We start from the raw sequence: 26856 nt of genomic DNA, 5'->3' as shown, positions 1-26856 counted from the left end.
ATTAAATAATAAAATTTTATATGTTATAGTAAGTAGGTCGCCAGCCAAATAGATTATAATATTAATGTATTAAGTTAGATTTGAGACGCTCGTTTAAATGAGTGTCTTTTTTATACATAAAAGGAGGTGAGCTCATGGCTAAATCTAAATATGAAACTAATGTTAAAGATAAACTTATACTAGTTGAAGGGTGGGTAAAAAATGGGCTCACTGATGAACAAATATCAAAGAATTTAGGAATAGCATATTCAACATTTAGAGAATATAAAAAGGAATATTCGGCACTTTCAGCAGCTCTAAAAAAGGGAAAGGAAGTAATCTTTGAAGTTGAAAATGCACTCTTAAAAAGGGTATTAGGATACGAATATGAAGAAGTTACTCAAGAAAGAGTGTCGCGAAAAGATGAAAGAGGTCAACCTATTACAGATATACATGGGTTTCCTTTATATGAAATGGTAATTACTAAGAAGGTTAAGAAAGAAGTAACCCCAGATACTACAGCACAGATATTTTGGTTAAAGAATAAAAAGCCCAAGAATGGAGAGATAAGAGAGATATTGAACATAGTGGGAATATATCTAATGAGGTTAATATAACAATAGATTGTGAAGGATATGGCAATTAATCTTAATATTAACTCAGATGTATTTAATCCAATATACTTAAAATATCAATTAAATAATAATCGTTATCAGATTTACTGCGGAGGTTCATCCAGTGGTAAATCTTTTTCTTTGGCCCAAAGAGTTGTGTTAGATGTATTCAATGGGAAAAGAAATTACTTAACCGTAAGAAATGTTCAATCTACTATAAAACGTTCATGTTTAAATGAAATAACCAAGGCCATTAATAATTTTAATCTTAAAGAATATTTTGATGTTAATAAAACTGACATGATTATTACTTGTAACATTAATCAAAAGCAGATTCTTTTCTGTGATTTATTTTATTTTTAGCCCATAACAGTCCAGGTGAAATAGTTGAGATTACTGCTAATGATAGTACTAAAAATGTTAAGTTGGAGAAAGCTGCTGAATAGCCTTGATTTAAGATTTTCTAAGAAAAGTGGAAAATCAGTAAGCTATACTTAATAATATATCTTCATAGAATTATTTTAATTTTAAATTGAATAGGCTCTATAATATTATAGACTTTATATGATAATTGAAATATAAAGATGAATGAAGATAATATTATGAATATAGCAACAATGAGTATTTCTTTAAACCAAGGAAAAGTTCAAAATGCACTGAGTTTAGCGTTGATGCTTTAGTGGATAATCATGACGATTCCAAGAGTACTTTTACGGATAAAATGGCTGGAGACCTAAGATATACTGTACTAAACAAGAACCCCGGAGATTTCGAGTTTTTAAGTTCCATTTAGGATACACATATACTTTCTAAATATATTAATAACACCTTCGGTTAAGAAGATTCATATGAATAAATTCGTCAAATGTTAATAAAAGTGGACATATTGGATAAGATTTTCATATTTATGGTATAGTATATAATATATGTAAAAGCACCAGTGAGGTGAAAATATGAAGAAACGTTCTATATTTATTTTGATTCTTATTTTAATTTCAGCATCTATCCTTATAAGTTATGGATTTTTAGAGAATAAATCAAATACTGGAGTATATGTGGGAAAAAGTGAAAATTGGATAGTATCTTTTAAAGTAGAGAAATCACAAGTAAAATTTTCAGCTATTTATAAAGATGTTTCAAATTATCCAGAAAGTATTACAATCAAACATAGAAACGAGTTTGGATGTTATTCAACAGGCGTAATACATTATGCAAAATCGCAGAATAAGTATATAACTATATTCCCTAAAATTGATACATCTAAAGTCTTAAATTATTCAGGTGAAATATTTGAGGTTACTGTTAATGATAGTACTGAAAATGTTAAATTGGAAAAAACCACTGAATAGCCCTAATTTAAGGTTTTCTAAGAAAAGTTGAAAGTCAGTAACCTATACTTAATAGTATATCTTCATAAAATTATTTTAATTTTAAATTAAATAATCCCTATAATATTATAGACTTTATACGATAATTGAAATATAAAGATGAATGGAGGAGATATTATGGATATAGGTGCAATGAGTATTGCTTTAAATCAAGGAAAAGTTCAAAATGCAGTGAGTTTAGCATTAATGAAAAAAGTAATGACAACTTCTAATGTAAATATGGATGGAATGATTAAAATGATAGAGGCTGTTGATCCTAATTTAGGCAATAGTTTAGACGTAAAAGCATAGAAAACCATGACTAACGTCTCGGTTTTCTATGAACAGTTATAAAAGTGTAATAGATAAATTATCTTATAAAAAGAAAAGTTATTTAAACTTTTCTTTTTTGTATATGATTCTAATTTTTATTTAAATCACATTTAGCTAATATGCCGTGGGAGGATTTAGCATTTATGATAGCATTAATTACTGCTTTTTCCATGACCTCTGTAGCAAGCATTCCTACTACATTCATATCAGCTTCCACTACATTAGTAGCCATAGTAAATATTGTATCTCCATCAAACATAGTATGAGCAGGTCTAATAGTTTTTCCAAAACCATTATGTGACATAGAAGCAATTTTATTTGCTTCTGACTTTGTTAAAATTGCATTAGTACCAATTAATCCTATAGTGGTATTTCCATTAAATCTGTTTGCTTTACTTTGATATTGATCTATCATTACATCTACAGTATTTATAAACCCATTTTTGCTAGAGTTTAAGGCACCAGCTATAATTTCACCAGAATTAGGGTTAATTATGTCGCCAAGCGCATTAACAGCTACTATAGCACCAACTTTTAAATCACCAACTTGAATAGCGTAAGATCCAAGACCACCTTTCATGGAAAACTCTGGTCCTAATATCTTTCCTATAGTTGCACCAGTGCCAGCACCGATGTTTCCTTGTAAATCATCATTATTGGTTTCTGAATGTAGACAAGCCTCATACCCCATAGTTTTATCGGGTCTAATTTTACTGCTACCAATGACTAAATCAAATAATACAGCACTACAGACAATAGGGACTTTTGTTACTCCTACGTCAAAACCAAGAGATTTTTCTTCTAAATATTCCATTACACCAGAAGAAGCATCTAAACCAAAGGCACTGCCTCCAGCTAAAACCACTGCATTAATTTTTTTAATCATTTCTGTTGGATTTAATAAATCAGTTTCTCTAGTGCCAGGAGCACCACCTCTAACAGCAACCCCTCCAGTGGCACCTTCTTCACATATTACCACGGTGCATCCAGTAGAAGCTTCAAAGTTTTGAGAATGACCAACTTTAAGTTTATCTATATCTACAAATTTTATTTCTTTCATAACACATTCCGCCTTTTATAAATATTAAAAACTCCTAGTAAAGTAAAAAACTTGACTAGGAGTAAGGTATTTATTTTTTAAATTTTCTTACTGATACAACAATAGGTGTTACTATTACTGCTGAAAGTATTGCTTCAGGAATACCATTAGCTATGGCAGTTGTTGCACAAAATATTCCTGCTGCCTTTGTACTCCCTAAATTTAATGCTTGAGATAATTTCTCAGCATAAAATAAGTAAGCAAAACCAAGTACTCCACAAGTATTAATAAGTGAACCACAAATTGCAGTTACTGAAAGCCTTAAAGAATTTTTCTTTACATTGAATAAGTGATAAATGTAATAGCTACCAATACCTATTAAAATTCTAGGTAATACTGCAATAATTGGGTTATAGAATAAAAAAGATGTTATTGTTGGATTTGAAAAAGCATCAACCATACTAAAAATACCAAAAATTAAGCCAATTAATGCTCCAACGATTGGACCTTCAATAATGGCACCAATAATTACAGGTACGTGCATAATTGTAGCTTTCATTGTAGGTAACGGTATAAAACCTAATTTAGAAACTCCTAAAAAAATAGAAATTCCTGATAGCATACCAACAATAGCTAATTGCCTCACAGTTAATTTTGTTTTTTTTCTTGTTGTTGGATTTAAATTTGTTTCCATGTTAAATTCCTCCCATTCTTATTCCATAAAAGGATATAATTCGGGTCTAATTAAAAAAATTATTAGACTAGTTCAGTTTCCGAAGAATACCGACAATAGTATTTTATCACTTGATAAAAAAAAATCAATATATAATATTAAATTTCTCCATTCCATTTTTTTAATGCTTCACGAACAGAGCGGGTCATTTCAAGAGAAAAATCTCCACCAGTTTTACGAGCATAGAGTACTTGTCCTGTATTTTCCCCATTGTAAGGATTATTTGGCATAAAGTTTTTATCCCATCCTTTGTAGCACTCTTTAATATCGTCATCAGTTAAATCAGCATATTTTTCACTATATACTGTATATTTTTTATCAAATCTTTTACGATATATTTTTTTCGTATCTTGGGGATAGTATCCTAAGGTCAACATACATATTGGGAAAGTATAATCTGGGAGATTTAATAGTTCTTTATGAAACTCATAATTCTCCATAATATCACCAATATAACAAGAACCAATTCCTAAAGATTCTGCAGATATAACAGCATTTTGGGCTGCAATAATTGCATCGTTAATTGCTAAAAATAAATCTCCTTCGGAAGGAAGCCTATATTTTTTATTGTTTTTAATACAATAATCTTTAACTTTACTAATATGAAAATATCTGTAGGTCCTGTGAAAATCGGCTAAAAAAATAAGAATTAATGGAGCTTTAGCAATAAATGGTTGATTATCACAACTTATACTAAGCTTCTTCTTAGTATCCTCACTTTCGATAGTTAAAATAGAATATAGCATCATATTTCCAGCAGTTGGTGCTCTCATAGAAGAATTTAATATAATATCTAAGTGATCTTCTGATATTTTTTTATCTTCGTATTTTCTTAATGATACACGTTCATTGATGGTTTTAATAACTTCATTCATAATGCAGCCCCCCTTAATTTTATTATGTATTATTCTATATATTTATATGTATTCCTTTAAGCATTCTTAGAAAATAAATGATTAGTGTTATATTCATTTTATTTGATTAGATATTTTATTTTTTTACTTCAATTATTTTTCTTATGTTATATTTTTAATCTATATTTTTATATGATATAATATGAATTGAAATTTAAATTTCAATAAATTGTTAATAGTGGTTTTATACTGAAAAAAGAGGTAATAATGAAAAAATTAAGTATTGATATGGAATTGTTATTAGAATTGAGTTCTTTTGATACAAGAGGGACAGGCCAAAGTTTTATAAATATAGAAAATGGTGATATAAGTTATATTCCTAAAGATATTATGGAGTCTATTGAGAAGAATACAGAATTATATCAATTAGAAGAGTGGCAAATAATTTTATTGGAAGAAGCAAGAGAAATACATAATAATAAAGATAAATACATATATATACCATTAATTGAAAGTGAGTTTGCCAATGAGGTGATGATAGATTTTGCTTCAAATATCAATAATGAAATGCTTAAAATTAAACTATTATCATTAATTGGAGAAAGTGAACATAAATTTAATATGGAATTAATTAATCATGATATTATTGAAGAATATTATGATTATAAAGATATGAGATTTATTGAGTATCTAATAAATTGGCTAAATGAAAAGGATATAATATTATACAATTGAGAATTGAAAATGGACAATTGACAATTATGGTGGAAATTATTTTTAATCAAAATAATTTCTTTAATAAACTTTTTCACTAGCAATGTAATTGCTAGTTTCTTAAAAAAGTCACTTTGTAACTTGAAAAAAGATAAAGTCTAAATTTCTCAGTTTCTGCTGAGAAATATCCATAATTGTGAATTTTGCATTGTGAATTGTGAATTGAAATAACTTGTTCATTGTCAATAATCAATTCTCGATTATATAAATCTATAATAGGGGGATTTAGATGAAAAGTTTATTTGATAATGCTACTATGGGAAAATTATTTTTAAAAAACAGATTTGTTCGTTCTGCAACTTATGAAAGAAGAGCAAAGAATGATGGTCATTTAAACGATGAAATTTATAATATCTATGAGAACTTAGCTAAAGGGGGAGTAGGCCTTATTATTGGTAGTTATGCTTATGTAACTAAAGATGAACAACCTTCTCCTAAAATGTTAGGAATTTATGATGACTCCTTTATTGAGGATTACAAAATACTGGGGAAAATAGTTCACAAATATGATTGCAAATATATTCAGCAAATAGTGTATGGTGGTTCTCTGAGTAGTTTTGAAGTGGAAAACAGAGAAATACTAGGACCTTCAGCTATAGAAAATAAAATTACTAAAGTTACTCCTAAAGAAATGACTATAGAGGATATAGAACTATTGAAAAAAGCTTTTAGTGAAGCTGCATTAAGAGTTAAAAAGTCTGGTCTTGATGGAGTTCAAATACATGGAGCTCATGGATATCTATTATCTCAATTTTTAAGTCCTTATTATAATAGAAGAACTGATGAATATGGTGGAAATGTTGAAAATAGAGGAAGAATAATATTAGAAGTATATGATGAAATAAGAAAAGTAGTTGGAAGTGAATTTACAGTTACTATAAAAATAAATTGTAGTGATTTTGATGATGGTGCTACCTTTGAAGAATGTAAATATGTTTGTTATGAGTTAGATAAAAGAGGAATTGATGGGATAGAAGTAAGTGGCAGTGGTAATTATAATAGTGATGAAATAAGTTATAGAGATTCTGTTTTTAGAGATTATGGCAAAATTATAGCAGATAATGTAAATTGTAAAGTAATGCTAGTTTGTAAAAATAATAACTTAGATACTATGGAAGATATACTTAATAATAGTAAAATAGAATGCTTTTCAATGTCTAGACCATTAATTTGTGAACCTGATCTTATAAATAGGTGGGCATCAGGGGATAGAGCTAAACCTAAATGTTTATATTGTGGTAACTGTATGTCTGTAGGAAAGACTTGCATACTTCATAAATAAAGTTTTAGAAATATATATAAATTATTTAATTAAGATGCTATATTATTAATAGAAAAAAGTCGTGACTTAAAGTCACGACCTTTTTATTTAGTTACTTTATCTAAAGCTATTTCTTTGTGAAAATCATAAGAAGCAGTATTTTCAATGAAAACTCTATGCCATATTAAAAATACAAGAATAGTCCATATTTTTCTACTTCTATCAAATGGTCCTCTTCTGTGTTCTTCAATAAGATCTAGAACTGCTTTTTTATTTATAAATTCATCAGCATTACTTTGTTTTACTATATTAACAGCCCAATCATAAAGTTCATCTTTTAGCCATAGACGAATAGGTACTGGATAACCTAATTTTTTTCTATCTATAGCACTAAGCATAGGAAGCTCTGATTTATAAGCTTCTCTTAACATATATTTAGTTACATGACCATTAATTTTTTCATCTAAAGTTAATTTTGAAGCAACGTTAAATACTTCTTTATCTAAAAATGGTACTCTTAGTTCTAAAGAGTGAGCCATTGTCATTCTATCAGCTTTAACTAATATATCTCCAGTAAGCCAAGTATTAAAGTCAACATATTGCATTTGGGTTACTTCATCATAATTTTTCGCTCTTTCATAGATATCTTTCATTGCTCTTGGGTAGGTATATTTACTATTATATTTTCTTAGTATATCTGGTTTTTCAGGATCTACAAATATTTTAGCGTTTCCAACATAACGTTCTGAAATTGGAGTACATCCTCTTTCTAAAAAACTCTTTCCTCTTGTGCCTTCTGACATTTTAGAAGACATAGATTTTAATAGCTTTTTAGCACCATTAGGAATATAGTCAAACATTTTTAATGATAGGGGTTCATGGTATATAGTATATCCACCAAAAACCTCATCAGAACCTTCACCGGATAATATAACAGTTACATGTTTACTAGCTTCCTTTGCTATAAAGTAAAGAGGAATTGCAGCAGGATCTGCTACTGGAGAGTCCATATGCCAGATAATTTTAGGTATTTCATTAGCAAACTCTTCTGCTGTAATAATTTTACTTATATTTTCAACTCCTAGTTTATCGGCAGTTTCTTTAGCTAAATCAATTTCAGTATATCCTTCTCTATCAAAACCTATAGTGAAGGTTTTAATATCAGGTTTAAATTTTTTAGCAAGAGCAGTTACTACAGTAGAATCTATACCACCAGATAAAAAGGTTGCTACAGGTACTTCTGATTGCATATGAAGCTCAACAGATTTCTCTAATACATCTCTTATTTCCTTCATTCTTTCATCTTTTGGCATTGGAGTTGGATTGAATTGCATTGAATAATATTGGCTTATTTCATGTTTTTTTCCTAGTTCTTTTCTTATTGTATGACCTGGTTTTAAAATTTTAACATCCTCTAGCATAGTGTTTGGTTCAGGCACGAATTGAAAAGTCAAATAGTTGTGAAGAGATTCTTCATCAATTTTTTTATAAGTAGTATCTTTATTTGAATAGAAGCTTTTAAGTTCAGAGGCAATATATAATCCATTATCATTTTCTATATAATAGAAAGGCTTTATTCCAAACTGATCTCTTGCACCAAAAAATACATTTTTAGTTTTATCCCAAATTATAAATGAAAACATACCTCGTAATTTACTTACAAAGCTTTCACCATAATGTTTATAAAGGGTTGCTATAACTTCAATTTCTGAATTAGTATTAAATTCATATCCTTCTTTTATTAATTCTTCTCTTAATTCTAAATAATTATATATTTCACCATTGAACACTAATTCGTATTGACCATTTTCATGACTATAAGGTTGTCTTCCATTTGCTAAATCAAGAATGCTTAGCCTTCTAAAACCTAAATAAACATGGTCATCAACATATTCTCCATCTTGATTTGGTCCTCTATGAATAATAGATGCTGTCATTGGAGTTAACGCATCCTTAGTTTCAACATTCATTGGCGTATTACTAAAAAATGTTACAAATCCACACATGTTACTTCCTCCTTAGTGATGAATTTTATAATATTTTACTCTTATTTTTTTATTTTATCTTAATGAAAAAAACTGGTCAATATATAAAATGTCTTCACTATTATGTATTTTAACTTTCATAAATAATTTTATTCACATAAATTATAGTATAACACAGTTATTTATAGAATAGTTATAAAAAAAATTAAGATTAGACATATTTTAAGAAAAAATAAATGAAATTACATATGTAGATATATATTAACTTTTACTTACATAAAGTATTAATATAAAAAATTATTTTGTCATATTTTAAAAAAAGAAAAAATATGGAAAAAGAAGGTAATTCCATTAAATGGTAGAATATCTTTATTGTAAAAATATCACAACAATTTAAGGAGAGAGATATAATGAGTAGTATAAATAAACTAGGTAAAAATATAGCCTTTTATTATTATGGAGATGATCATATGGTTATAAATATATATAAATACATAAAGGGTTGCATTAAGGATAATGTATATGTTTATTTAAATATTGAAGATAGACTCTATAATCTCTTATATAAATTTTTAGATGATACAGAGAAATTGATGATATGTAATGGAGCTATAGAAAATATAGTATTAAATAGTGATTTTGAGGTAATAAAAGAGTTTTTAGCACGATATAGGGATAATAAGGTTGAAAGTGGATTTTCCGATGTAAGGTTTATAATTGATGTAAAAAGTATAATCAATTCAAGTAGTAAATTATTATTTAAAGATCTTTCAAATTCTTTATATGATATATGCTTAAATAATAATATGGTTGCACTATTATTATATGATTTTGGCGATTATATGAACAATGGAAAAATTATAGATAAAGATATTATAAAACTTTCGTATATTAATCATACTCATAGAATGTTTGTGGATGAGATAATACCTATTGAAGAGTTTATGAATAATAAGAATTTAGCTTAATTAAAATATTAACATATATACTTACTATATAGATAAACTACCTTAAAATTTAATTTATAGCTAAATGTGGCTACCTTTAAATATTTTAATTTACAACTTTAATCAATGGAAGATTGAGAATGGACAATTGACAANNATTTCTTTAATAGATTTTTAATAAAAGTGACTTCGTCACTTTTAAAAGGAATAAGTTCAAAACTTCTCTTAAGAGAAGTATCCATAATTGTCCATTGTCAATCGTCAATTCTCAATTACATATTAATGTAAGCTCAAATAATTTAATAGCACACTTTTATAAGTTCATAGATTAAATTTGGAATTAGTATGTCTATATATGTAACTAAAGACAATTTACCTTCATATTATATAAAAGTATATTACCGCATATATTGACAAAAAAATCAGGTCATTATAGAGGTATACACTTATTTTCTACTAAATTTGCAGATTTAATATATTGTAAATTTAGAATTAATACTACTGTGGAGGTAAGTATGATTACTATTAGTTTATGTATGATTGTCAGAGATGAAGAAGATGTTATAGAAAGATGTTTAGATTCTATAAAAGATATTGTAGATGAAATAATAATTGTTGATACTGGTTCTAAAGATAAAACTATTGAACTTGCTAAAAAGTATACAAATAATATATATAATTTTAAATGGATAGATGATTTTGGAGCTGCTAGAAACTATTCTTTTAGTAAGGCTACAAAGGAATATATATTATGGCTAGATGCAGATGATATTTTTCTTGACGAAGATAAAGAAAAATTTCAGTATCTTAAGGAGACTTTAGATAGTTCTGTAGATTCTGTTACTATGGATTATCAAACTCATTTTGATGAATTCGGAAATCCTATTTTAACTTTTAAAAGAAATAGATTAGTAAAAAGAGAAAAACATTTTCTATGGATAGGATTTATACATGAATATCTTGAAGTATTTGGAAAAACCATAGATAGTGATATAAAGGTAGTTCATAAAAAATTAAAAGGTAGTGGAAAGAGAAATTTAGAAATATATCAGAATAAGTTAAAAGAAGGATACGTATTTAATGGTAGAGATACCTACTATTATGGAAAAGAGCTTTTTTATAATGGAATGTACTATAAAGCAATTGACAAACTTGAAGAATTTATGGTTATGGATGGATGGGTTGAAGATAAAATAGATGCTTTATATAAGATTGCTGATTGTTATGATGGAATAGGAAACTGTAAAAAGGCTAAAGAGAGTTGTTTAAGAGCTTTTGAATATAGTATTCCTAGAGCAGAAAGTTGCTATAGATTAGGCTATTTCTTTCAAAAAGAAGAAAGATATGATGAGGCGATATATTGGTATGAAACTGCTACTAAGTTAAAAATTCCTGAAAATTTTTTAGGATTTATAAGTATAGATTATTGGACATGGCGTCCTCATCTTCAATTATGTGTCTGCTATTATAAGATAAATAGAATACAGGAATCCTTTGAGCATAATGAATTAGCAGCAAAATTCAGACCTCAAGATAGTAATGTTATAAATAATAGAGAATTTTTTAAAAGTATTGGTGTACAATAATACTATTAGTTTGAAAAGCCTCCATAAATTTGGAGGTTTTTATATTCTAATTTACAAAAGGTTTTTTATATTTTAATATTATTTTAAAAACAATTTTGAGAGTGAGGTATGATTAATAATGATAATGATTGATTTAGAAATGCCAGCTAATTTAAAAACAACAACACTAGCAGTGGGATGATTTTGGACTCCAGATGCCAAGTTTGGTATAGTTGATGGAGTTATTAGAACAAGGGTAGGATATTGTGGAGGAAGTACAAAAAATCCTACTTATAATAATATTGGTGACCATGCAGAAACCTTTGAGTTCGATTATGATGGAGATAAGATTACATATGAAGAAATAATAAATGGCTTTTGGGATAGTCATACACCAGAAAATAAAACTGGTATAGCTCAATATAGATCTATTATATTTTATAGAACAGATGAAGAGAGAATTATAGCAGAAAATTCTAAAAGAGATTTTGAAGAAGCCTTAGATATAACCTTTAATACAGAGATAATACCACTAAGGAAATTTTATTTAGCAGAAAACTATCATCAAAAATACTATCTCCAGAAAGCATCTATTTTGATGAAGGAATTAGCTACTAAATATTCTAATTTTAATGAGTTCATGAACTCTACTTTAGCTTGTAAATTAAATAGCTATTGTAAGGGACATGGAACTATTGCAATGTTAAAGAATGATATTCATAAATTTGAATTAAATGAAATATCAAAAAGAGCTTTGTTTGATATAGTAGAAGGATATGGAAAATAATCTACGAATAATATAATATATAAAGGAAAACATAAAAATAAATTATTATTGCATTATATTTATTTTTATATTATTATGTAATTACCTTAATTAATAATTGTTCTCAATAAATTTTGACTTTTATTAATTTGGTGATAATAAATTAAAAGAGAGGTATAAACTATGAGCATCGTTAAAATGAGCGAAAATGCTGCTAAAGAATTTAAGCAGTTTTTATTAGACAATGAAGTTACAGCTAATGTTATTAGAATACATTTTGCAGGAATGAGCTGCTGTGGGCCATCATTCAATCTTGTTTTAGATGAGCAAAAACCAGAAGATAATACAGAAGTAATAAATGAAATAACATTTTTAGTTGATAAAGATGTTACAACTCAGTTTGGATCATTAACAATATTATCTGGAGAAGAAAACGGCATGAGTGGATTTTCTATCGAGCCTGAGAAGAAACCAGAAGGTGGCGGATGCTCAACTTGCTCTAGTTGTGGCTAATACTTAAGGAAGGAGAAATCCTTCCTTTTATTTATTTGTAAAAATAGGCTTTATTCAGTATAAAAGAATTAATAATTTTTGTTAACATAATTAAGTAATAAATATATATATATATATATTATTTTTTAAAAACTTAAAGCTAGTTACTTTTAACGGTTTTCTTTGTTCATATTGAAAATACTACATTTAGTGTATATACTTTGTATATAAGCAAGAAAGGGGAGAGTGTGATGGAAAATTCAATGAATGAGTTTATTAATGAAATAGATAAATCTCTAAATAAAATTTATAAAGGTGATATATTAAAAGGTAAAGTTTTATCTGTAAAAGATAATGATGTATTAGTAAATATAAATTTTATGTACGATGGAATAATATATAAAAATGAAATATGTAATGAAGATGAGAATTTAAAGGACTTTATTAATGAAGGAGAAGAAATAGAAGTATATGTTTTAGGAATTAATGAAAGTGAAGGTCATGTGCTTTTATCAAAGAAAAAAGCAGATGCAATAAAATCACTAGATAACATAGAAGAAGCATATAAAAATAATGATGTAATCACTGCAACTACAGTAGAAGTTGTTAAAGGTGGAATAATTGCTAATATTGATGGTATAAGAGCATTTATTCCTGCTTCACAGGTTTCTAATGAGTATGTAAAAGATTTATCTAAATTCATTAATGAAAAGTTTAAGGTTAAGGTTATAGAATTTAATAAAGAGGATAATAAAATTATATTATCAAGAAGAATTATTTTAGAAGAAGAAAAAGAAAAGAAAATTAATGATTTATGGAATTCATTGAAAAAAGGAGAGAAAAGAAAAGGCATAGTATCAAGACTTGTTAACTTTGGTGCCTTTGTTGATCTAGGTGGAGTAGATGGATTAATTCATTTAAATGATTTATCTTGGAAAAGAATTATGAATCCTAGTGATGTAGTGTCTATAGGTGACGAAGTAGAAGTATATCTATTAGATTTTGATAGAGACAAAAACAGAATATCTTTAGCTTTAAAAGATATGGATTATGACCCATGGAATAGTATTGAAAGTAAATTTACTACTGGTGATATTGTTGAAGGTAAGGTAGTGAAATTTATGAATTTTGGTGCCTTTATTGAAATAGCTGATGGAGTAGAAGGATTAGTCCACATTTCAGAAATTTCTGAGGAAAATATAACCAAACCACAAGATAAATTATCTCTAGGTGAGATTGTTAAAGTTAAAATTTTAAATGTGGATAAAAATAGAATCTCTTTAAGTATTAAAGAAACTATAGAAGGCTCAAAAGAAGACTATAAAAAGTATAATGATGATAGTGATGTTACTCTTGGTGATGTCTTTAAAGATGCTTTAAAGAATTTTAAATTTGATTAATTTGTAGAGTTTTAATCTTATTTTTTCAAAAGAAATTTATTAAAGGTAAAGTTAATCTTAAATTCTTATTAAACATTTATAACATAATACAAATTAAATATTAATTTTGTTTTTATAAACACATGAAGAAATAATAGTATTCTTTATGTGTTTTATTTTTATACTTAATATTTAAAGATAATTAAGCCTTATATTTCTAGTATATTAGAAAAGTAAATAAACAAACTATTATTAGAAAGTTATAAGGAGGAGTTTATTTATGGCTAAAAAAGGAATGAGAAGACCTAATGTTGAAGAACCACATGGAACAGAAAGTAATCATAAACAAAAATTTCCTAAAAATGATTTTCATCCAGTGCCAGAAATTCAAGGTAAAGCAAAAAGTAAGCATAATAAAGCAAATCCAATAAACTATGATGGAAAGTGGTAAAAAGGAGATGAAATGGTATGCCAAAAGATAGTCAACCAGATAATAAAATAGCTAGAATGGAAAAATGTAATTATCAAACACCTATAACAGAAGAAAACCATAATCAAAATAGAAATGCTAAAAAACATTCTGTGAAAAATTTTAAGAAAAACATATAGCTAGGACTATTCCTAGCTTGTTTTATTATAAGATTTCCAAATAAAAAATTAATAAAGTAAACTTTTAATTATTATTCTATTGTACAAATGGAATATAATATAGTAAATGGCAATATTTTTTGTTAAAATTAGAGTTGAAATAAATAATAGGGGGAATAATTATGAAAAAAGGGGATATTATTTGGGGGATTGTAGTTGGACTAGTAATATTTTTATTATTTCGGCTACTAAATGGTGAAGATACAAATAGTTTAACTATTTTTGCAAAGTCTCATCCTTATGTTATAGGATTCTTAAAAGTATCTATATTAGCTACCTTAGGTGAAATTTTGGCACTTAGAATAGTAAAAGGAAATTATGAAAAGCCTGTAGGAATAGTATATAAATTTATTGTATGGGGATTTATAGGAATGACATTCACTGTTGTTTTCGATATTTTTGCTAAAGGAGTAGTAGGAGTAATGAATTCTGGATTACTCCCTTCTGCTGAAAAGGAATCAACTACTTATAAATTTTTGTTTGCATTTTTTACAAGTGCATTTATGAATATAGTTTTTGCACCAACTTTTATGGCATTCCATAGAATTACTGATACTTATATTGAACTAGGTGGGGGTAGACTAAATAAAATAAAAAAAGTAAAATTAAAAGAGGTAGTTAATAATATAGATTGGTATGGATATTTAAATTTTGTTGTTTTAAAGACCATTCCAGTTTTTTGGATTCCTGCTCATACTATTACTTTTTTATTGCCACCACAATATAGAGTATTAACAGCAGCAATTCTTTCTATGGTTTTAGGGGCTATTTTAGCTTTATCTAAACCTAAAAAAAATACTATTTCCCACAAATCTATTGCAAAATGATTTATTTAAGAAGGTGAAAAAATATGGAAAATGAACAAGTGTATTGGATAGATTTTAATTATTTAGAAAATTTTATGATAGACGTTTTTAAGGCAGTAGGTGTGCCAGAAGAACATGCAAAAATTTGTGCTGAAGTACTTATTACATCGGACAAAAGAGGAATTGATTCTCATGGTATAGGTAGATTAAAACCAATCTATTATGATCGAATAAAAGATGGAATTTTAGAAGTAAATACTAAAATTGATATTGTTAAAGAAACACCAACTACCGCAGTAATAGATGGTAATAATGGACTTGGGCATGTTATAGGAAAAAAAGCAATGGAAATGGCAATAGAAAAAGCTAAGGTCTATGGTATGGGAATGGTAGCTGTTAGAAACTCTTCTCATTATGGAATAGCTGGTTATTATGCAACAATGGCTACAGAACAAGGTATGATAGGTGTTACAGGAACTAATGCTAGACCATCTATTGCTCCAACTTTTGGAGTGGAAAATATGTTAGGTACTAATCCTCTAACCTTTGGAGTTCCTACAGATGAGCAGTTTCCTTTTGTATTAGACTGTGCAACATCTACTAGTCAAAGAGGAAAAATCGAAGTTTATGATAGAGAAAACAAAGAATTACCTGAAGGATGGGTAATAGATGAAGAGGGTAATAGTCGTGTAGATACTCACCAAATTTTAAAAGATTTAACAATTGGAAAGGCAGCTCTTACTCCATTAGGAGGTATCGGAGAAGAAACTGGAGGATATAAAGGTTATGGTTATGCTACAGTAGTTGAAATATTATCTGCAGCACTTCAAGGTGGAGCTTTTCTAAAAGCATTAAATGGTTTTGAAGATGGTAAGAAAGTTCCTTATAGATTAGGACATTTCTTTATGGCAATAAATGTAGAAGCTTTTACAGAGTTAGATAGTTTCAAATCTACAACAGGAGAAATATTAAGAGCTCTTAGAAACTCTAAAAAAGCTCCTGGAATGGAAAGAATTTATACTGCTGGAGAAAAAGAGTATGAGGCTTGGCTTTATAGAAAAGACAAAGGTGTGCCTGTAAATAAAGCATTACAACAGGATATTTTGACACTAAAAAAAGAATTAGGGCTAAATAATTATAATTTTTCTTTTGAATAAAGTTAACATGGAGAAGGATATGTTTATTGCATATCCTTCTTTTTTGTATTACATTTACGTAATTTTACATATAAACATTATAAGAGTAAAATATGGTGTGTACTGATTTTTTATAAATTGTATTAATTTATATAGCTGCTATGATTTTAACTGAATGGAAGCTGGAATACCATTAGTTTCAACTAATTCATTTTTGCAGAATACAATTGGATTTTTATTTAAATGGAAGGTTATGTTACTTATAATTGCCATAATACTGTCTATTATAGTGTTCAGACCATTTTGTAGATTTATTTATCTGTTAGGTGCAATTTATTCATTGTTTAATCCTATTAGTCTATATAGATTAAATGTTAATGACAAATGTATTAAGTGTAAAGCTTGCTCTCGAAAGTGTAAATTTGATATTAATATTTATGAAAATCCAAATAGTCCAGAATATATTTGTTGTGGTGAATGTATAAAAGCATGTACTACGAAGGCGCTTAATGCCACTTTTAATTTAAAGCAGAAGTCAAAATAAATATTAACCGTTAATTAAGTTTTAAATTTTTACTTAATTAACGGTTTTTTATTTAAAATAATATAATATATCTTCAAAGAATAATTAACCAATAGACTAATCTATTTTGTGTAATACTATCTACTTGCATGATGTAAAATATTATTTTTATTTTAAATAGTTATTTTATTGTATACTCCAAAATTTTAATCACCAATATAATAAAGTATACATATTATGGATATACTGCTCACAAATTTAATGAACAGATTAATATAATTGTTTTCTTAGATATTTTAATTCACAATGCAGAATGCACAATTATGGTTGAATTTAGTTTAAATCAAAATAACTTCCTTAATTATTTTTTTACTAGAAATTATATTACTAGATTGTATATAAGTTACTGTGTAACTTCAAAAAAGAAATCAATTGGAAACTTCTTCCATAAAAAAGAAGTCTCTTTAATTGTGTACATTCTCATTGAATAGCTCTAATTAGAGAACCATAAGAATAGCAGTTATCTTAACGTACACATTATTTTTTTAATTGTTATATTTATATACTTTTTATTAATTATGGGGATGTGTTTTAATGGAAAAATACGAAATAGTAATAAGATTATTAGTAGCGATGTTTGTAGGTGGAGTCATTGGATATGAAAGAGAGTATAAACATAGACCTGCAGGGCTTAGAACTCATTCTTTAGTATGCATTGGTGCTGCTATAATTTCTATGATACAAATATTAATCTCCCAAGATGCCATAAATATTATAAATAACAATATAGCCTTAAGAGAGGTTCTAAAAGTAGATTTGGCTAGATTAGGTGCACAGGTCATTACTGGTGTAGGATTTTTAGGCGCTGGGACAATAATACATGAGAAAGGATCAGTAAAAGGACTTACAACTGCTGCGTCTATTTGGATTGTAGCTTGCATTGGATTAGCTATAGGTATGGGATATTATTTTTTAGGTATAGTATCATCTATAGTTGTGTTTTTAGTATTAGTAAGTTTCGAAAAAATAGAAAAAAAGTACATTGATAAAACTATAAAAATCAAAATAGAAGTAAAATATACAGATAGAGAAGCTGCAATGTCAGCATTATATAAAGTTTTAGCAGATAAAGATATAGAAATTTTAAATGTAGAATGTAAATATAAGGAAGAGTGTAATAAAAACACAGAATACTGCATATACTATGTCTTAATTCCACCATATATCAATATTCTAAATCTTATAGTTGAACTTAGTGCTTTTAAAGAATTTATAGGAATAAGAATTATATAAACAATTTTTTAATAGCGTTAAGAATAATAAGGATTAGTTTTGGATAAGGAGAGTTTTTATGAATTATATTATAGTTGACAGTATTTCTTTAATTGTACTTATAGTTTCACTGTACATCATAGTTATAACTTTAAAGAGACATGAGGACAAAGAAAGAAAAATATTAACAATTGAGGAGTGTGAACGTCTCATCGTATGGAGAAATGACCCATTAAGAAAAGTTAATCCTCCAGAAAAACTAGAAAAAATAGTGGAACGAGTTGCTAAGGGAGAAGTTGTAAAGGTTAATAATGAAAAAGTTTATAAAGATATATTAAAAATTATGAGTAGAACAGTAAAATTTAATAATTTAATACTTGTAAGACAGGATAAAAAGTGATATACTTTTTAACAAAGTGAATAAATCTTTAATACGGTCCAGAGAGGCTGCAAGATTAAAAGTATAATTATTTTTTACAGGTATATCATGACTTCTTGCAGTAGCAAGAAGTTTTTTTATTATGTATTACCTTTTAAATCAGTCCAGAGAGGCTGAAAAGGGAGAAATTTAATTTCTCCTTGTCAAAATTAAGGAGGTTTTTTTATGTCACAAAATGTTATTACTAAATCAAATGTTAATAGTCAAGAAAACAAATCATTACTTCAGTCAGCACAAAGATTTGTGTTAGCATTACAACATTTAATAGCCATGTTCGGTGCTACAGTGCTAGTTCCTATACTTACGGGATTTGATCCATCCATTGCATTGATTGCAGCAGGGTGTGGAACACTTATATTTCATATATGTACCAAAGGAAAAGTTCCAGTATTTTTAGGTTCATCTTTTGCATTTATTCCAGTTATTATATCAGTAACAGAGCTACACAATGGTGACCTTAGATATGCCCAAGGTGGAATAGTGGTAGCAGGACTTATATATGTACTTCTTTCACTATGTGTTCGTAAAGTAGGAGTAAATAATATAAAGAAGTTTTTACCAGCACAAGTTGTTGGACCAATGATAATAGCTATAGGATTAAATTTAATACCAACTGCTTATGACATGGCGTCAGAGAATTTAATAGTAGCAGCAATTACTTTATCAATAGCACTTATTATAACACTATTTGGCAAAGGATTTATAAAGCAATTATCAATTTTGTTAGCAGTAACTGTAGGATATTTACTAGCACTAAAAATTGGTATGGTAAACACTTCTTTGATATCAGAAGCACCATTGTTTTCAATACCAAACTTTACATTACCTAAATTTGATCTTTCATCAATAGCCGTTATAGCACCAGTAGTTTTGGCGGTATTAATGGAGCATGTTGGAGATATTACTACAAACGGTCAAGTGGTTGGAAAAAATTTTATAGAAGATCCAGGACTAAATAGAACTTTATTAGGTGATGGACTTGCAACAATGTTTTCAGCATTTATAGGAGGACCAGCTAACACAACTTATGGAGAAAATACAGGTGTATTAGCAATAACTAAAAATTATGACCCATCAATAATTAGATTAACTGCAATGTTAGCAATAGTACTTGGTGTAGTAGCTAAAATAGGAGGATTTCTACAGTCAATACCTGCACCAGTAATGGGTGGAATAAGTTTAATGCTATTTAGTATGATAGCATTAATTGGAGTAAAAACTATTAAAAGTGAAAAAGTTGAATTCAATATTAAAAATATAATAATCATGACTGTTATATTAATAATAGGTATTGGTACAGGGATAATTGAGAAAAAGTTTGGATTTACTTTAGGCATACCTGTAACGGAAACTGTTAAAATTTCCGGAGTCAGTTTAGCTGCAATCACTGGAGTAATATTAAATGCAATAATAAATAGAAAAGAAATAAAATAGAAATATATTAAGATGTGCTAAATTTTAGCACATCTTTTTAATTTGCAACAGAGTATTGAAATTAAAAATTTTTATTGTAAGTTTTGATTATTGATTTGAAGCTTATTTTTATCAATAAATATTATGTTATAATAAGGTATTAAATGAAAAAAATAGGGTGAATTTATAGAGTCAGTAATTATTTCAAATTTAAATTAGGAAATTGAAAATGGTAATAAAATAGCGCTTTCAATCATTACCAAGGCTTGTGGTTCTTCACCAAGGGGTGAGGGAACTATGATGACAATACTTGAAGAGGGAAATATACATGGAACTATAGGTGGTGGAGCTTTAGAGAAAATAGTAATTTAAAAAGCTATAGAGTGTATTAAGAAAGGAAAAAGTGGAAAGTATACTTTTTCACTAATAGAAGAAAAAGATGCATTAAATATGACTTATGGAAGAAATATAGAAGTATATATTAAGGTGTTTATTCCTAAAAGCAAATTATTAATAATTGGAGGACATATTGCAGTAGTGATGCAAAAATTAGGAACATATTAGGATTTCATACTACTATATTTGAAGATAGAGAAGAATATGGTAATTATAAAGTATTTACTGATGTTGATGAAATAATTTTAGGAGATATTGAAGAAGGATTAAATAATTATAATGTAACAGAAGAGTGCTATATTGTAATTGTTACTAGAGGGCACATTCACGATGAAATAGCTTTAAGATCAGTTATAAATAATAAAGCTAAATATGTAGGAATGATATGAAGTAAAAATAAGGTAACTAAGTTAAAAAATAATTTATTAAAAGATAATTGTAACATAAATAAAATAAATTCTATATACACTCCAACAGGAATTAATTTATGTGGGGAAAGTCTGGAAGAAATAGCTTTTAGTATTATATGTGAAGTATTAAAGATTAAAAATAATGGTACATTAATCCATATGAAAGATGAGACAGTTTTAAAAAATAACAATCCGGTATGTTAAATATTTTACACCATATTCCATTTTTAGAACTAGTTTATGGCACCCTTTGCCTTATCTATTAAGATCTTTGAATTGTTGTTTTTCCTCATATGATTTAAATAAACAATATACCTTAAATTAGTATTGTTACAACTTTTTAGTTTGTGACAATACTAATGTTACAGAAACTTTACTTGTTTTCTTAATATTAAAAGGCTATCATTTACTCTATTTTGTAGTATAATAAGTTATGATAAGTAGCATTAATAGTAAGTTTTATAATAAAATAAGTATATTTAGATATTAATATTTTTGAAATTTTCTAATTAGGAATCATATATTTTTGTAATTTGTTTCTAATATATTTTTAATATATCTATAAGTGATAACTAATAATGCGATCTTATAATTAAGATATCTTCTAGAGGCGGAGGTATTAATTTATGAAGATATTAATAACAACAGATACATTTAAACCGGTAGTTAACGGAGTTGTGACATCAACTATAAATTTATATAAAGAATTAAAATCACAGGGACATGATGTAAAAATAATTACTTTATCAAATAATGGCGAAACGTATATAGATGGAGACGTATATTATTTAAAATCAAAGCCAATATGGGTTTATCCTGAGGCTAGAAGAGCTACGTTTTCTATAACTAGCAATAATCTTATAAAAGAAGTTATTGATTGGAAACCAGATATCATACATTCACAGTCCGAATTTTCTACAATGATTATTGCTAGAAAAATAACTAAAGCTACAGGTATACCGTTAGTTCACACATACCATACAATGTATGAGGATTATCTTTCATATTTCTTGAAAGGAAAGGTAATAAATAAAGAGAGAGCAGCTAAAATAACAAAAATGTTATTGGATAAAGTAAATATGGTAATTGCTCCAACAGATAAAACAAAAAATGCTTTGGTTAATTATGGAGTAGATGCACCAATTAAAGTTATACCAACAGGAATTGATTTATCTCGCTTTATGATAGATTTTAGTGAAAATGAAAAGATGAACTTAAGAGAAAGTGTTGGTATAAATAAAGAAGATAAGGTATTAGCTTATATAGGAAGAATAGCTCAAGAAAAAAATATAGAGGAAGTTATCGAAAACTTTAAGTATATAATTGAAGAGGAAAAGAGAGCCAAGCTTCTAATAGTAGGTGGAGGTCCTTATCTAGATGTATTAAAAGAAGAGGCTACTAATTTAAACCTGTTAGATAATATAATTTTTACTGGTATGGTAAAACCAGAAGATGTATATAAATATTATAAAATTTCTGATATGTTTGTTACTGCCTCTACTAGTGAAACTCAGGGATTGACATATATAGAAGCATTAAGTTGTGGAACCCCTGTAGTATGTAGATATGATCAATGTATAGAAGACGTTGTTATAGATGGTTATAATGGATATACTTATAATAGTAGGAAAGATTTCGTATCCTCAATTCTTAACCTTTTAAAGAATGATGACTTAAGGAAAAAGTTTTCTTCAAATGCTTTGAGTAAATCCTATGAATATTCAAGTGAATTATTTGGAATAAGAGTTTATGAACTATATAAAGAGGTTTATGGACAATCAGTAGATATAGATCTATTGGCAGCTAGATAAGACTATGGGAGATTATAATCTCTTATAGTCTTTTATTATGCATATATTTTTGATATGATTTATAAGTAATGTAAAATTTATAAATATCTTAAATATGTGTTGGTTTTTGGAGGAATAATAGTGAAGCAAAAGGTTAAAGATTTAAAAGAATGTCCTGGTGTATATTTAATGAAAGATAGTTCAAATATAGTTATATATGTAGGAAAGTCTAAAAATTTAAGAAGAAGAGTATCTAGTTATTTTGGAAATAGGAATCATAAAAGTAGCAAGGTTCAAAAGCTTGTGAAAAATATTCGTGATTTTGAATACATAACTACAGATACAGAATTAGAAGCTTTACTATTAGAATGTAAATTAATTAAAATTTATAAGCCAACTTACAATAAATTACTAAAGAATAATGAAAGATATCCTTATATAAAAATAACTGTTAAAGAAGAGTTTCCTAGAGTAGTTCTGTGTTATGAAAAACATGATGATGGCGATTTATATTATGGACCTTTTACTAACTTTAATGCAACCTATCAAGCGGTTAATAGCATAATAGATATGGCTAAAATAAGAAAATGTAGTAGTATATCTAAATCTGCTTGCTTAAATTATAATTTAAATCTTTGTTTAGGGGTTTGCATAAATAAAGATATTAAAAATGAGTATATGGAAGAAGTGAAAATTATAATAGATTACCTATCTCTTAAAGACGATAGGTTAATAGAAAGATTTAATGATTTAATGGAAAGTTCAGCGCTTGAATTAAACTTTGAGCTAGCAGCAAAAATAAGGGATGATTTAGGTAGAATTAGGTATTTAAAACAAGATTTATACAATGTAGAATTACTAAATAGCGATAGAAGATTACTTGTTATTGAACAGATTGATGAAAATTATATAAAGATATTTTGTATGTACAATAATGATATATTATATAGGGAAAAATATTTAGTAAATGATATTGACATAAATTTTATAGCAAAGATGATATTCAGTTTATTTAATACTCAAAATAGGGTATTAGATAATGTAAATTTAAAGGAAATTATAGATGAATCTATGATAATAAACTCTTATTTAAAAAATAATCACATTGATTATTTCGAAATAAAAGATGATATCATAGATGAAAAAAAATTTATAATTGAAATAAAAGAATTTATAAAAAAAACTATTCATAAAAAGGTAGGGTGATACTATGACCTTTGAAAATATAAGTTTATTTGATATGGATAATAGAAATAATAATTCTTCTGCACCTTTAGCAGAGAGAATGAAGCCTAAAACTCTAGAGGAATACATTGGACAAGAACATATTTTAGCTCCTGGGAAACTACTTTATAGAGCTATTCAATCAGACAGGCTTACCTCTTTAATATTATATGGCCCTCCAGGAACAGGGAAGACAAGTTTAGCTACAGTAATTGCTAGTAGTACAAAAGCTAATTTTAAATCTATAAATGCAGTTACAAGTAATCTTAAAGAACTAAGGGAAATAATAGATTTTGCACTAGATGATCTAAAAATGTATAACAAGAAGACAATACTATTTATTGATGAAATACATAGATTTAATAAAAGTCAGCAAGATGCTCTTCTTCCTCATGTGGAAAAAGGAGTAGTAATTTTAATTGGTGCTACTACGGAGAATCCTTTTTTTGAAGTAAATAAAGCCCTTTTATCTAGATCTATGGTTTTCCAATTAAAAATATTAAATGAAAAGCATATAGAAAAACTTATATTAAAAGCATTGGCAGATGAGGATAATGGTTATGGGAATATAAAGATTAATTTAACTAAAAAAGCAATGGAGTTTTTATGTATTACATCTAATGGTGATGGTAGAAGAGCTTTAAATGCATTAGAATTAGCTGTTTTGACTACAAATAAAAATAGTGATGGAATAATAAATATTGATTTAGATGTTATTGAAGAATGTATTCAAAGAAAATATATTACCTATGATAAAAATAGTGATAATCATTATGATATTATATCTGCTTTTATTAAAAGTATGAGAGGATCTGATCCTGATGCAGCAGTGCATTACCTTGCTAGAATGTTATATGCTGGTGAAGATATAGAGTTTATTGCTCGAAGGATTTTAATAGCTGCTTCAGAAGATGTAGGAAATGCGGATCCTTATGCTCTATTAGTAGCAAAGGCAGCAATGGATTCAGTTAAAGTTATAGGAATGCCAGAAGCTAGAATTATATTATCTCAAGCTGTAACCTACATAGCCTCTGCACCGAAAAGCAATGCAGCTTATTTGGCAATAAATGAAGCTCTTAAAGATGTAGAATATGGAGAAATTGGAGAAGTACCCTTAGCTTTAAGAGAAAAAGGCTATAGTGGAGCAGAGAGATTATATAATAATTCTGATAAATATCTTTATCCTCATGATTATAATAATCATTACGTTAAGCAACAATATCTACCAGATAAAATAAAGGATAGAAAATATTATAGGCCGACTCAAATGGGATATGAAAGTAAGTTAAAAGAAAGACTCATAAGATTAAAATCAACAGAAAGTATACAGCATAAGTAAGGTGCTGTATTTTTTTATATTATTTAATTTACAATTTCATTATAATGAATAAAAACTAATAAGTAGTTATTAATTTAGAAGGGAAAATAAGAAGTTAATCTAATTAACTTATAAATATGATAATTAAAATCTTAAATTTAGGCATAAAAAAAATCCTCAATTTTAATAGAGAATTGCTTAGATTTATAAATTGTGAATTGAAAAGTCGTGACTTGAGTCACGATGACTTAAAATTTTAAGTAAAATATTACATTAGGGTCATTTTGTAAATTTAAAATACATTATTATAATATGTATTTTCCATTTTCAATTCCAATTTAAAAATTATTATTTGATGTTTATTAATCTATGCTTTCTTCTAAGCATTCTTCAATAACATCTGCAGTTATTATAAAAGTTGTATCTTTCATTTAATTTCCTCCTTTTCAATATTATTTTATTGTTACATTGTATTATAACCTCTTATTTTAAAAAAATCAATAATAAAATATAAACATATATGGTAAAATTTTCATGACATGAGATGATGTTATGAAAATGAAGCTATCTATATGGTAAAATTTTAGTTTACTTATAAAACAATATTTAGTCAAAAAACTATTTTTCATTTTAAATAAATTGTTTAGAACCTTAAGTTATAAAGGATATTATTACGGAAATTTAAAATTATATATATTAAAATATAAAGTCTATGTAATATAATTTGAATAATTGAACATCTTAATTATATAAGTAAATATTGAGGAGGAGTAGAAATGGCTCATAATGAAATATTTAAAATTCAAGATACTCATGGTAATGATGTAGAAATGGAGTTAATTGATGTAATTAAGATGGATAGTAAAGAATACATTATTGCAGGACCTAAAAATTCCAATGAAGCATACGCTTATAGAGTGACTAGAATAGGTGAAGAAATACAATATACTTCAGTAGGTACAGGCGACGAATTTAATAAAGTTCTTAAAAAATATAATGAAGGACAATAAGTCTATGGAGGATAATATGAAGGATAGAAGTGAATTCAAAAAAGAAAATAATAAAGATTTTATAAAAAAAGGTGTAAAGACACAGAATCAAGTTAGTAAAAATCAATTTGTGACCACTATTGAAGAACCAGCATTAAATGAAAGTGCCTTTGATAAACATAAAGTATCACATTAATATATAAGAGATACATAGATTTTAAAAATAAATATTTCCTATATTTATTTTTAAAAATCTACTTAAGATAACCAAGTCTCATTATTAATATCTAGATGTAGGCTTGGTTTTCTATATTTTTATAATTTTATACTACATAAATTCTGCATTGTGAATTCAATAGGTCTAATTATAATACTAAAAAGTATCAATTATTTTTACATATATA

At 27.0% G+C, this 26856-nt stretch carries 30 protein-coding genes and 1 pseudogene; 27 read left to right on the top strand and 4 right to left on the bottom strand.

All coding sequences use genetic code 11. The annotated features are described in order from the left end of the window. Positions 1-134 precede the first annotated feature (134 nt). From B3603_RS13550 to B3603_RS13535, 4 genes are all read left to right on the top strand, one after another. Positions 135-596, top strand: coding sequence for a transposase (locus B3603_RS13550; protein WP_312573409.1), 462 nt, complete (start codon positions 135-137; stop codon positions 594-596). A gap of 18 nt (positions 597-614) precedes the next feature. Continuing rightward, positions 615-956, top strand: a complete 342-nt coding sequence (locus B3603_RS13545; protein ID WP_291565790.1) for a phage terminase large subunit — start codon at positions 615-617, stop codon at positions 954-956. Between the two features lie 590 nt (positions 957-1546). Then, a complete protein-coding gene (locus B3603_RS13540; protein WP_291565777.1) occupies positions 1547-1942 on the top strand; it encodes a hypothetical protein in 396 nt (131 codons plus the stop codon). Between the two features lie 156 nt (positions 1943-2098). Further along, positions 2099-2272 (top strand): YjfB family protein, encoded by a 174-nt coding sequence (locus B3603_RS13535; RefSeq protein ID WP_069187809.1) that lies wholly within the window; start codon positions 2099-2101, stop codon positions 2270-2272. Positions 2273-2381: 109 nt separating this feature from the next. On the opposite strand, the gene B3603_RS13530 is transcribed toward B3603_RS13535, so the two are convergent. The 3 genes from B3603_RS13530 to B3603_RS13520 form a co-directional block, all read right to left on the bottom strand. Beyond that, on the bottom strand, positions 2382-3353 hold the full coding sequence (locus tag B3603_RS13530) for a P1 family peptidase (RefSeq protein ID WP_291565771.1): 972 nt from the start codon (positions 3351-3353) through the stop codon (positions 2382-2384). A 70-nt stretch (positions 3354-3423) separates the two neighbouring features. Further along, complete coding sequence (locus B3603_RS13525) at positions 3424-4026, bottom strand: ECF transporter S component (protein ID WP_291565769.1); 603 nt, start codon at positions 4024-4026, stop codon at positions 3424-3426. 137 nt (positions 4027-4163) lie between these two features. Continuing rightward, positions 4164-4940 (bottom strand): nitroreductase family protein, encoded by a 777-nt coding sequence (locus B3603_RS13520; RefSeq protein WP_291565767.1) that lies wholly within the window; start codon positions 4938-4940, stop codon positions 4164-4166. Between the two features lie 246 nt (positions 4941-5186). On the opposite strand from B3603_RS13520, the gene B3603_RS13515 reads away from it, so the two are divergent. Together B3603_RS13515 and B3603_RS13510 are read left to right on the top strand one after the other, a co-directional pair. Then, positions 5187-5654, top strand: coding sequence for a UPF0158 family protein (locus B3603_RS13515; protein WP_291565765.1), 468 nt, complete (start codon positions 5187-5189; stop codon positions 5652-5654). Between the two features lie 268 nt (positions 5655-5922). After that, complete coding sequence (locus tag B3603_RS13510) at positions 5923-6975, top strand: NADH:flavin oxidoreductase (protein ID WP_291565763.1); 1053 nt, start codon at positions 5923-5925, stop codon at positions 6973-6975. Between the two features lie 83 nt (positions 6976-7058). On the opposite strand, the gene asnB is transcribed toward B3603_RS13510, so the two are convergent. Continuing rightward, positions 7059-8960 (bottom strand): asparagine synthase (glutamine-hydrolyzing), encoded by a 1902-nt coding sequence (gene asnB / locus B3603_RS13505; protein WP_291565761.1) that lies wholly within the window; start codon positions 8958-8960, stop codon positions 7059-7061. 389 nt (positions 8961-9349) lie between these two features. Here asnB and B3603_RS13500 point away from each other — a divergent pair, with 389 nt between their 5' ends. The 21 genes and pseudogenes from B3603_RS13500 (at position 9350) to B3603_RS13415 (ending at position 26648) form a co-directional block, all read left to right on the top strand. Then, entirely contained in the window at positions 9350-9907 is a 558-nt protein-coding gene (locus tag B3603_RS13500) for a hypothetical protein (protein ID WP_291565759.1), read from the top strand. A 494-nt stretch (positions 9908-10401) separates the two neighbouring features. Next, positions 10402-11472 carry a glycosyltransferase gene (locus tag B3603_RS13495; protein ID WP_291565757.1) on the top strand — a complete coding sequence of 357 codons (1071 nt, stop codon included), beginning with the start codon at positions 10402-10404 and terminating at the stop codon, positions 11470-11472. A 193-nt stretch (positions 11473-11665) separates the two neighbouring features. Next, positions 11666-12028: pseudogene (locus B3603_RS23280) on the top strand (peptide-methionine (S)-S-oxide reductase); the annotation flags it as partial. A gap of 21 nt (positions 12029-12049) precedes the next feature. Beyond that, a complete protein-coding gene (locus B3603_RS13490) occupies positions 12050-12238 on the top strand; it encodes a hypothetical protein (protein WP_291565755.1) in 189 nt (62 codons plus the stop codon). Positions 12239-12400: 162 nt separating this feature from the next. Continuing rightward, positions 12401-12730 (top strand): HesB-like protein, encoded by a 330-nt coding sequence (locus B3603_RS13485; RefSeq protein WP_291565753.1) that lies wholly within the window; start codon positions 12401-12403, stop codon positions 12728-12730. A gap of 230 nt (positions 12731-12960) precedes the next feature. Beyond that, entirely contained in the window at positions 12961-14109 is a 1149-nt protein-coding gene (rpsA, locus tag B3603_RS13480) for a 30S ribosomal protein S1 (protein ID WP_291565751.1), read from the top strand. A gap of 259 nt (positions 14110-14368) precedes the next feature. After that, a complete protein-coding gene (locus B3603_RS13475) occupies positions 14369-14539 on the top strand; it encodes a hypothetical protein (RefSeq protein ID WP_163247951.1) in 171 nt (56 codons plus the stop codon). Between the two features lie 17 nt (positions 14540-14556). Then, entirely contained in the window at positions 14557-14697 is a 141-nt protein-coding gene (locus B3603_RS13470) for a hypothetical protein (protein WP_163247950.1), read from the top strand. 161 nt (positions 14698-14858) lie between these two features. Beyond that, positions 14859-15563 (top strand): Mpv17/PMP22 family protein, encoded by a 705-nt coding sequence (locus B3603_RS13465; protein ID WP_291565748.1) that lies wholly within the window; start codon positions 14859-14861, stop codon positions 15561-15563. A 23-nt stretch (positions 15564-15586) separates the two neighbouring features. Beyond that, positions 15587-16699 (top strand): Ldh family oxidoreductase, encoded by a 1113-nt coding sequence (locus tag B3603_RS13460; protein WP_291565746.1) that lies wholly within the window; start codon positions 15587-15589, stop codon positions 16697-16699. 154 nt (positions 16700-16853) lie between these two features. Further along, positions 16854-17222: a hypothetical protein gene (locus B3603_RS13455; RefSeq protein WP_291565745.1), complete on the top strand. Its 369-nt coding sequence runs from the start codon at positions 16854-16856 to the stop codon at positions 17220-17222. 573 nt (positions 17223-17795) lie between these two features. Then, entirely contained in the window at positions 17796-18494 is a 699-nt protein-coding gene (locus B3603_RS13450) for an MgtC/SapB family protein (protein ID WP_291565743.1), read from the top strand. A 58-nt stretch (positions 18495-18552) separates the two neighbouring features. Beyond that, positions 18553-18873: a hypothetical protein gene (locus tag B3603_RS13445; protein ID WP_291565742.1), complete on the top strand. Its 321-nt coding sequence runs from the start codon at positions 18553-18555 to the stop codon at positions 18871-18873. A gap of 204 nt (positions 18874-19077) precedes the next feature. Continuing rightward, on the top strand, positions 19078-20346 hold the full coding sequence (locus B3603_RS13440) for a uracil-xanthine permease family protein (protein ID WP_291565740.1): 1269 nt from the start codon (positions 19078-19080) through the stop codon (positions 20344-20346). A 201-nt stretch (positions 20347-20547) separates the two neighbouring features. Next, on the top strand, positions 20548-20697 hold the full coding sequence (locus B3603_RS23275) for an XdhC family protein (RefSeq protein WP_396152205.1): 150 nt from the start codon (positions 20548-20550) through the stop codon (positions 20695-20697). A gap of 176 nt (positions 20698-20873) precedes the next feature. Continuing rightward, positions 20874-21110, top strand: coding sequence for an XdhC family protein (locus tag B3603_RS23270; protein WP_414632385.1), 237 nt, complete (start codon positions 20874-20876; stop codon positions 21108-21110). 647 nt (positions 21111-21757) lie between these two features. Further along, positions 21758-22942 (top strand): glycosyltransferase family 4 protein, encoded by a 1185-nt coding sequence (locus B3603_RS13435; RefSeq protein WP_291565737.1) that lies wholly within the window; start codon positions 21758-21760, stop codon positions 22940-22942. 120 nt (positions 22943-23062) lie between these two features. Further along, the gene (locus B3603_RS13430; protein WP_291565735.1) at positions 23063-24127 is read left to right on the top strand and encodes a GIY-YIG nuclease family protein; all 1065 of its coding nucleotides are present in this window, start codon (positions 23063-23065) and stop codon (positions 24125-24127) included. Positions 24128-24131: 4 nt separating this feature from the next. Continuing rightward, on the top strand, positions 24132-25484 hold the full coding sequence (locus B3603_RS13425) for a replication-associated recombination protein A (protein WP_291565732.1): 1353 nt from the start codon (positions 24132-24134) through the stop codon (positions 25482-25484). Between the two features lie 755 nt (positions 25485-26239). After that, positions 26240-26473, top strand: a complete 234-nt coding sequence (locus B3603_RS13420; protein ID WP_291565730.1) for a DUF1292 domain-containing protein — start codon at positions 26240-26242, stop codon at positions 26471-26473. A gap of 16 nt (positions 26474-26489) precedes the next feature. Continuing rightward, complete coding sequence (locus B3603_RS13415) at positions 26490-26648, top strand: hypothetical protein (protein ID WP_291565728.1); 159 nt, start codon at positions 26490-26492, stop codon at positions 26646-26648. Positions 26649-26856: the final 208 nt, after the last annotated feature.

It is taken from the genome of Clostridium sp. UBA2485 (genome assembly GCF_002341865.1).
Lineage (GTDB): Bacteria > Bacillota > Clostridia > Clostridiales > Clostridiaceae > Clostridium_J.
The sequence above is the reverse complement of the archived record's forward strand: the minus strand, read 5'-3'. Positions and strand labels throughout refer to the sequence as shown.

Excerpts from the sequence above, each read along its gene's own strand:
- B3603_RS13485 (WP_291565753.1), top strand. The coding sequence starts at position 12,401 with ATGAGCATCGTTAAAATGAGCGAAAATGCTGCTAAAGAATTTAAGCAG.
- B3603_RS13525 (WP_291565769.1), bottom strand. The coding sequence starts at position 4,026 with ATGGAAACAAATTTAAATCCAACAACAAGAAAAAAAACAAAATTAACT.
- B3603_RS13445 (WP_291565742.1), top strand. The coding sequence starts at position 18,553 with ATGAATTATATTATAGTTGACAGTATTTCTTTAATTGTACTTATAGTT.
- B3603_RS13540 (WP_291565777.1), top strand. The coding sequence starts at position 1,547 with ATGAAGAAACGTTCTATATTTATTTTGATTCTTATTTTAATTTCAGCA.
- B3603_RS13470 (WP_163247950.1), top strand. The coding sequence starts at position 14,557 with ATGCCAAAAGATAGTCAACCAGATAATAAAATAGCTAGAATGGAAAAA.
- B3603_RS13475 (WP_163247951.1), top strand. The coding sequence starts at position 14,369 with ATGGCTAAAAAAGGAATGAGAAGACCTAATGTTGAAGAACCACATGGA.
- B3603_RS13455 (WP_291565745.1), top strand. The coding sequence starts at position 16,854 with ATGGAAGCTGGAATACCATTAGTTTCAACTAATTCATTTTTGCAGAAT.
- B3603_RS13510 (WP_291565763.1), top strand. The coding sequence starts at position 5,923 with ATGAAAAGTTTATTTGATAATGCTACTATGGGAAAATTATTTTTAAAA.
- B3603_RS13425 (WP_291565732.1), top strand. The coding sequence starts at position 24,132 with ATGACCTTTGAAAATATAAGTTTATTTGATATGGATAATAGAAATAAT.
- B3603_RS13420 (WP_291565730.1), top strand. The coding sequence starts at position 26,240 with ATGGCTCATAATGAAATATTTAAAATTCAAGATACTCATGGTAATGAT.
- B3603_RS13465 (WP_291565748.1), top strand. The coding sequence starts at position 14,859 with ATGAAAAAAGGGGATATTATTTGGGGGATTGTAGTTGGACTAGTAATA.
- B3603_RS13520 (WP_291565767.1), bottom strand. The coding sequence starts at position 4,940 with ATGAATGAAGTTATTAAAACCATCAATGAACGTGTATCATTAAGAAAA.
- B3603_RS13550 (WP_312573409.1), top strand. The coding sequence starts at position 135 with ATGGCTAAATCTAAATATGAAACTAATGTTAAAGATAAACTTATACTA.
- B3603_RS13495 (WP_291565757.1), top strand. The coding sequence starts at position 10,402 with ATGATTACTATTAGTTTATGTATGATTGTCAGAGATGAAGAAGATGTT.
- B3603_RS13500 (WP_291565759.1), top strand. The coding sequence starts at position 9,350 with ATGAGTAGTATAAATAAACTAGGTAAAAATATAGCCTTTTATTATTAT.
- asnB (WP_291565761.1), bottom strand. The coding sequence starts at position 8,960 with ATGTGTGGATTTGTAACATTTTTTAGTAATACGCCAATGAATGTTGAA.
- B3603_RS13415 (WP_291565728.1), top strand. The coding sequence starts at position 26,490 with ATGAAGGATAGAAGTGAATTCAAAAAAGAAAATAATAAAGATTTTATA.
- B3603_RS13515 (WP_291565765.1), top strand. The coding sequence starts at position 5,187 with ATGAAAAAATTAAGTATTGATATGGAATTGTTATTAGAATTGAGTTCT.
- B3603_RS13440 (WP_291565740.1), top strand. The coding sequence starts at position 19,078 with ATGTCACAAAATGTTATTACTAAATCAAATGTTAATAGTCAAGAAAAC.
- B3603_RS13450 (WP_291565743.1), top strand. The coding sequence starts at position 17,796 with ATGGAAAAATACGAAATAGTAATAAGATTATTAGTAGCGATGTTTGTA.
- B3603_RS13535 (WP_069187809.1), top strand. The coding sequence starts at position 2,099 with ATGGATATAGGTGCAATGAGTATTGCTTTAAATCAAGGAAAAGTTCAA.
- B3603_RS13545 (WP_291565790.1), top strand. The coding sequence starts at position 615 with ATGGCAATTAATCTTAATATTAACTCAGATGTATTTAATCCAATATAC.
- B3603_RS13460 (WP_291565746.1), top strand. The coding sequence starts at position 15,587 with ATGGAAAATGAACAAGTGTATTGGATAGATTTTAATTATTTAGAAAAT.
- rpsA (WP_291565751.1), top strand. The coding sequence starts at position 12,961 with ATGGAAAATTCAATGAATGAGTTTATTAATGAAATAGATAAATCTCTA.
- B3603_RS13530 (WP_291565771.1), bottom strand. The coding sequence starts at position 3,353 with ATGAAAGAAATAAAATTTGTAGATATAGATAAACTTAAAGTTGGTCAT.
- B3603_RS13435 (WP_291565737.1), top strand. The coding sequence starts at position 21,758 with ATGAAGATATTAATAACAACAGATACATTTAAACCGGTAGTTAACGGA.
- B3603_RS13490 (WP_291565755.1), top strand. The coding sequence starts at position 12,050 with ATGAAGGAATTAGCTACTAAATATTCTAATTTTAATGAGTTCATGAAC.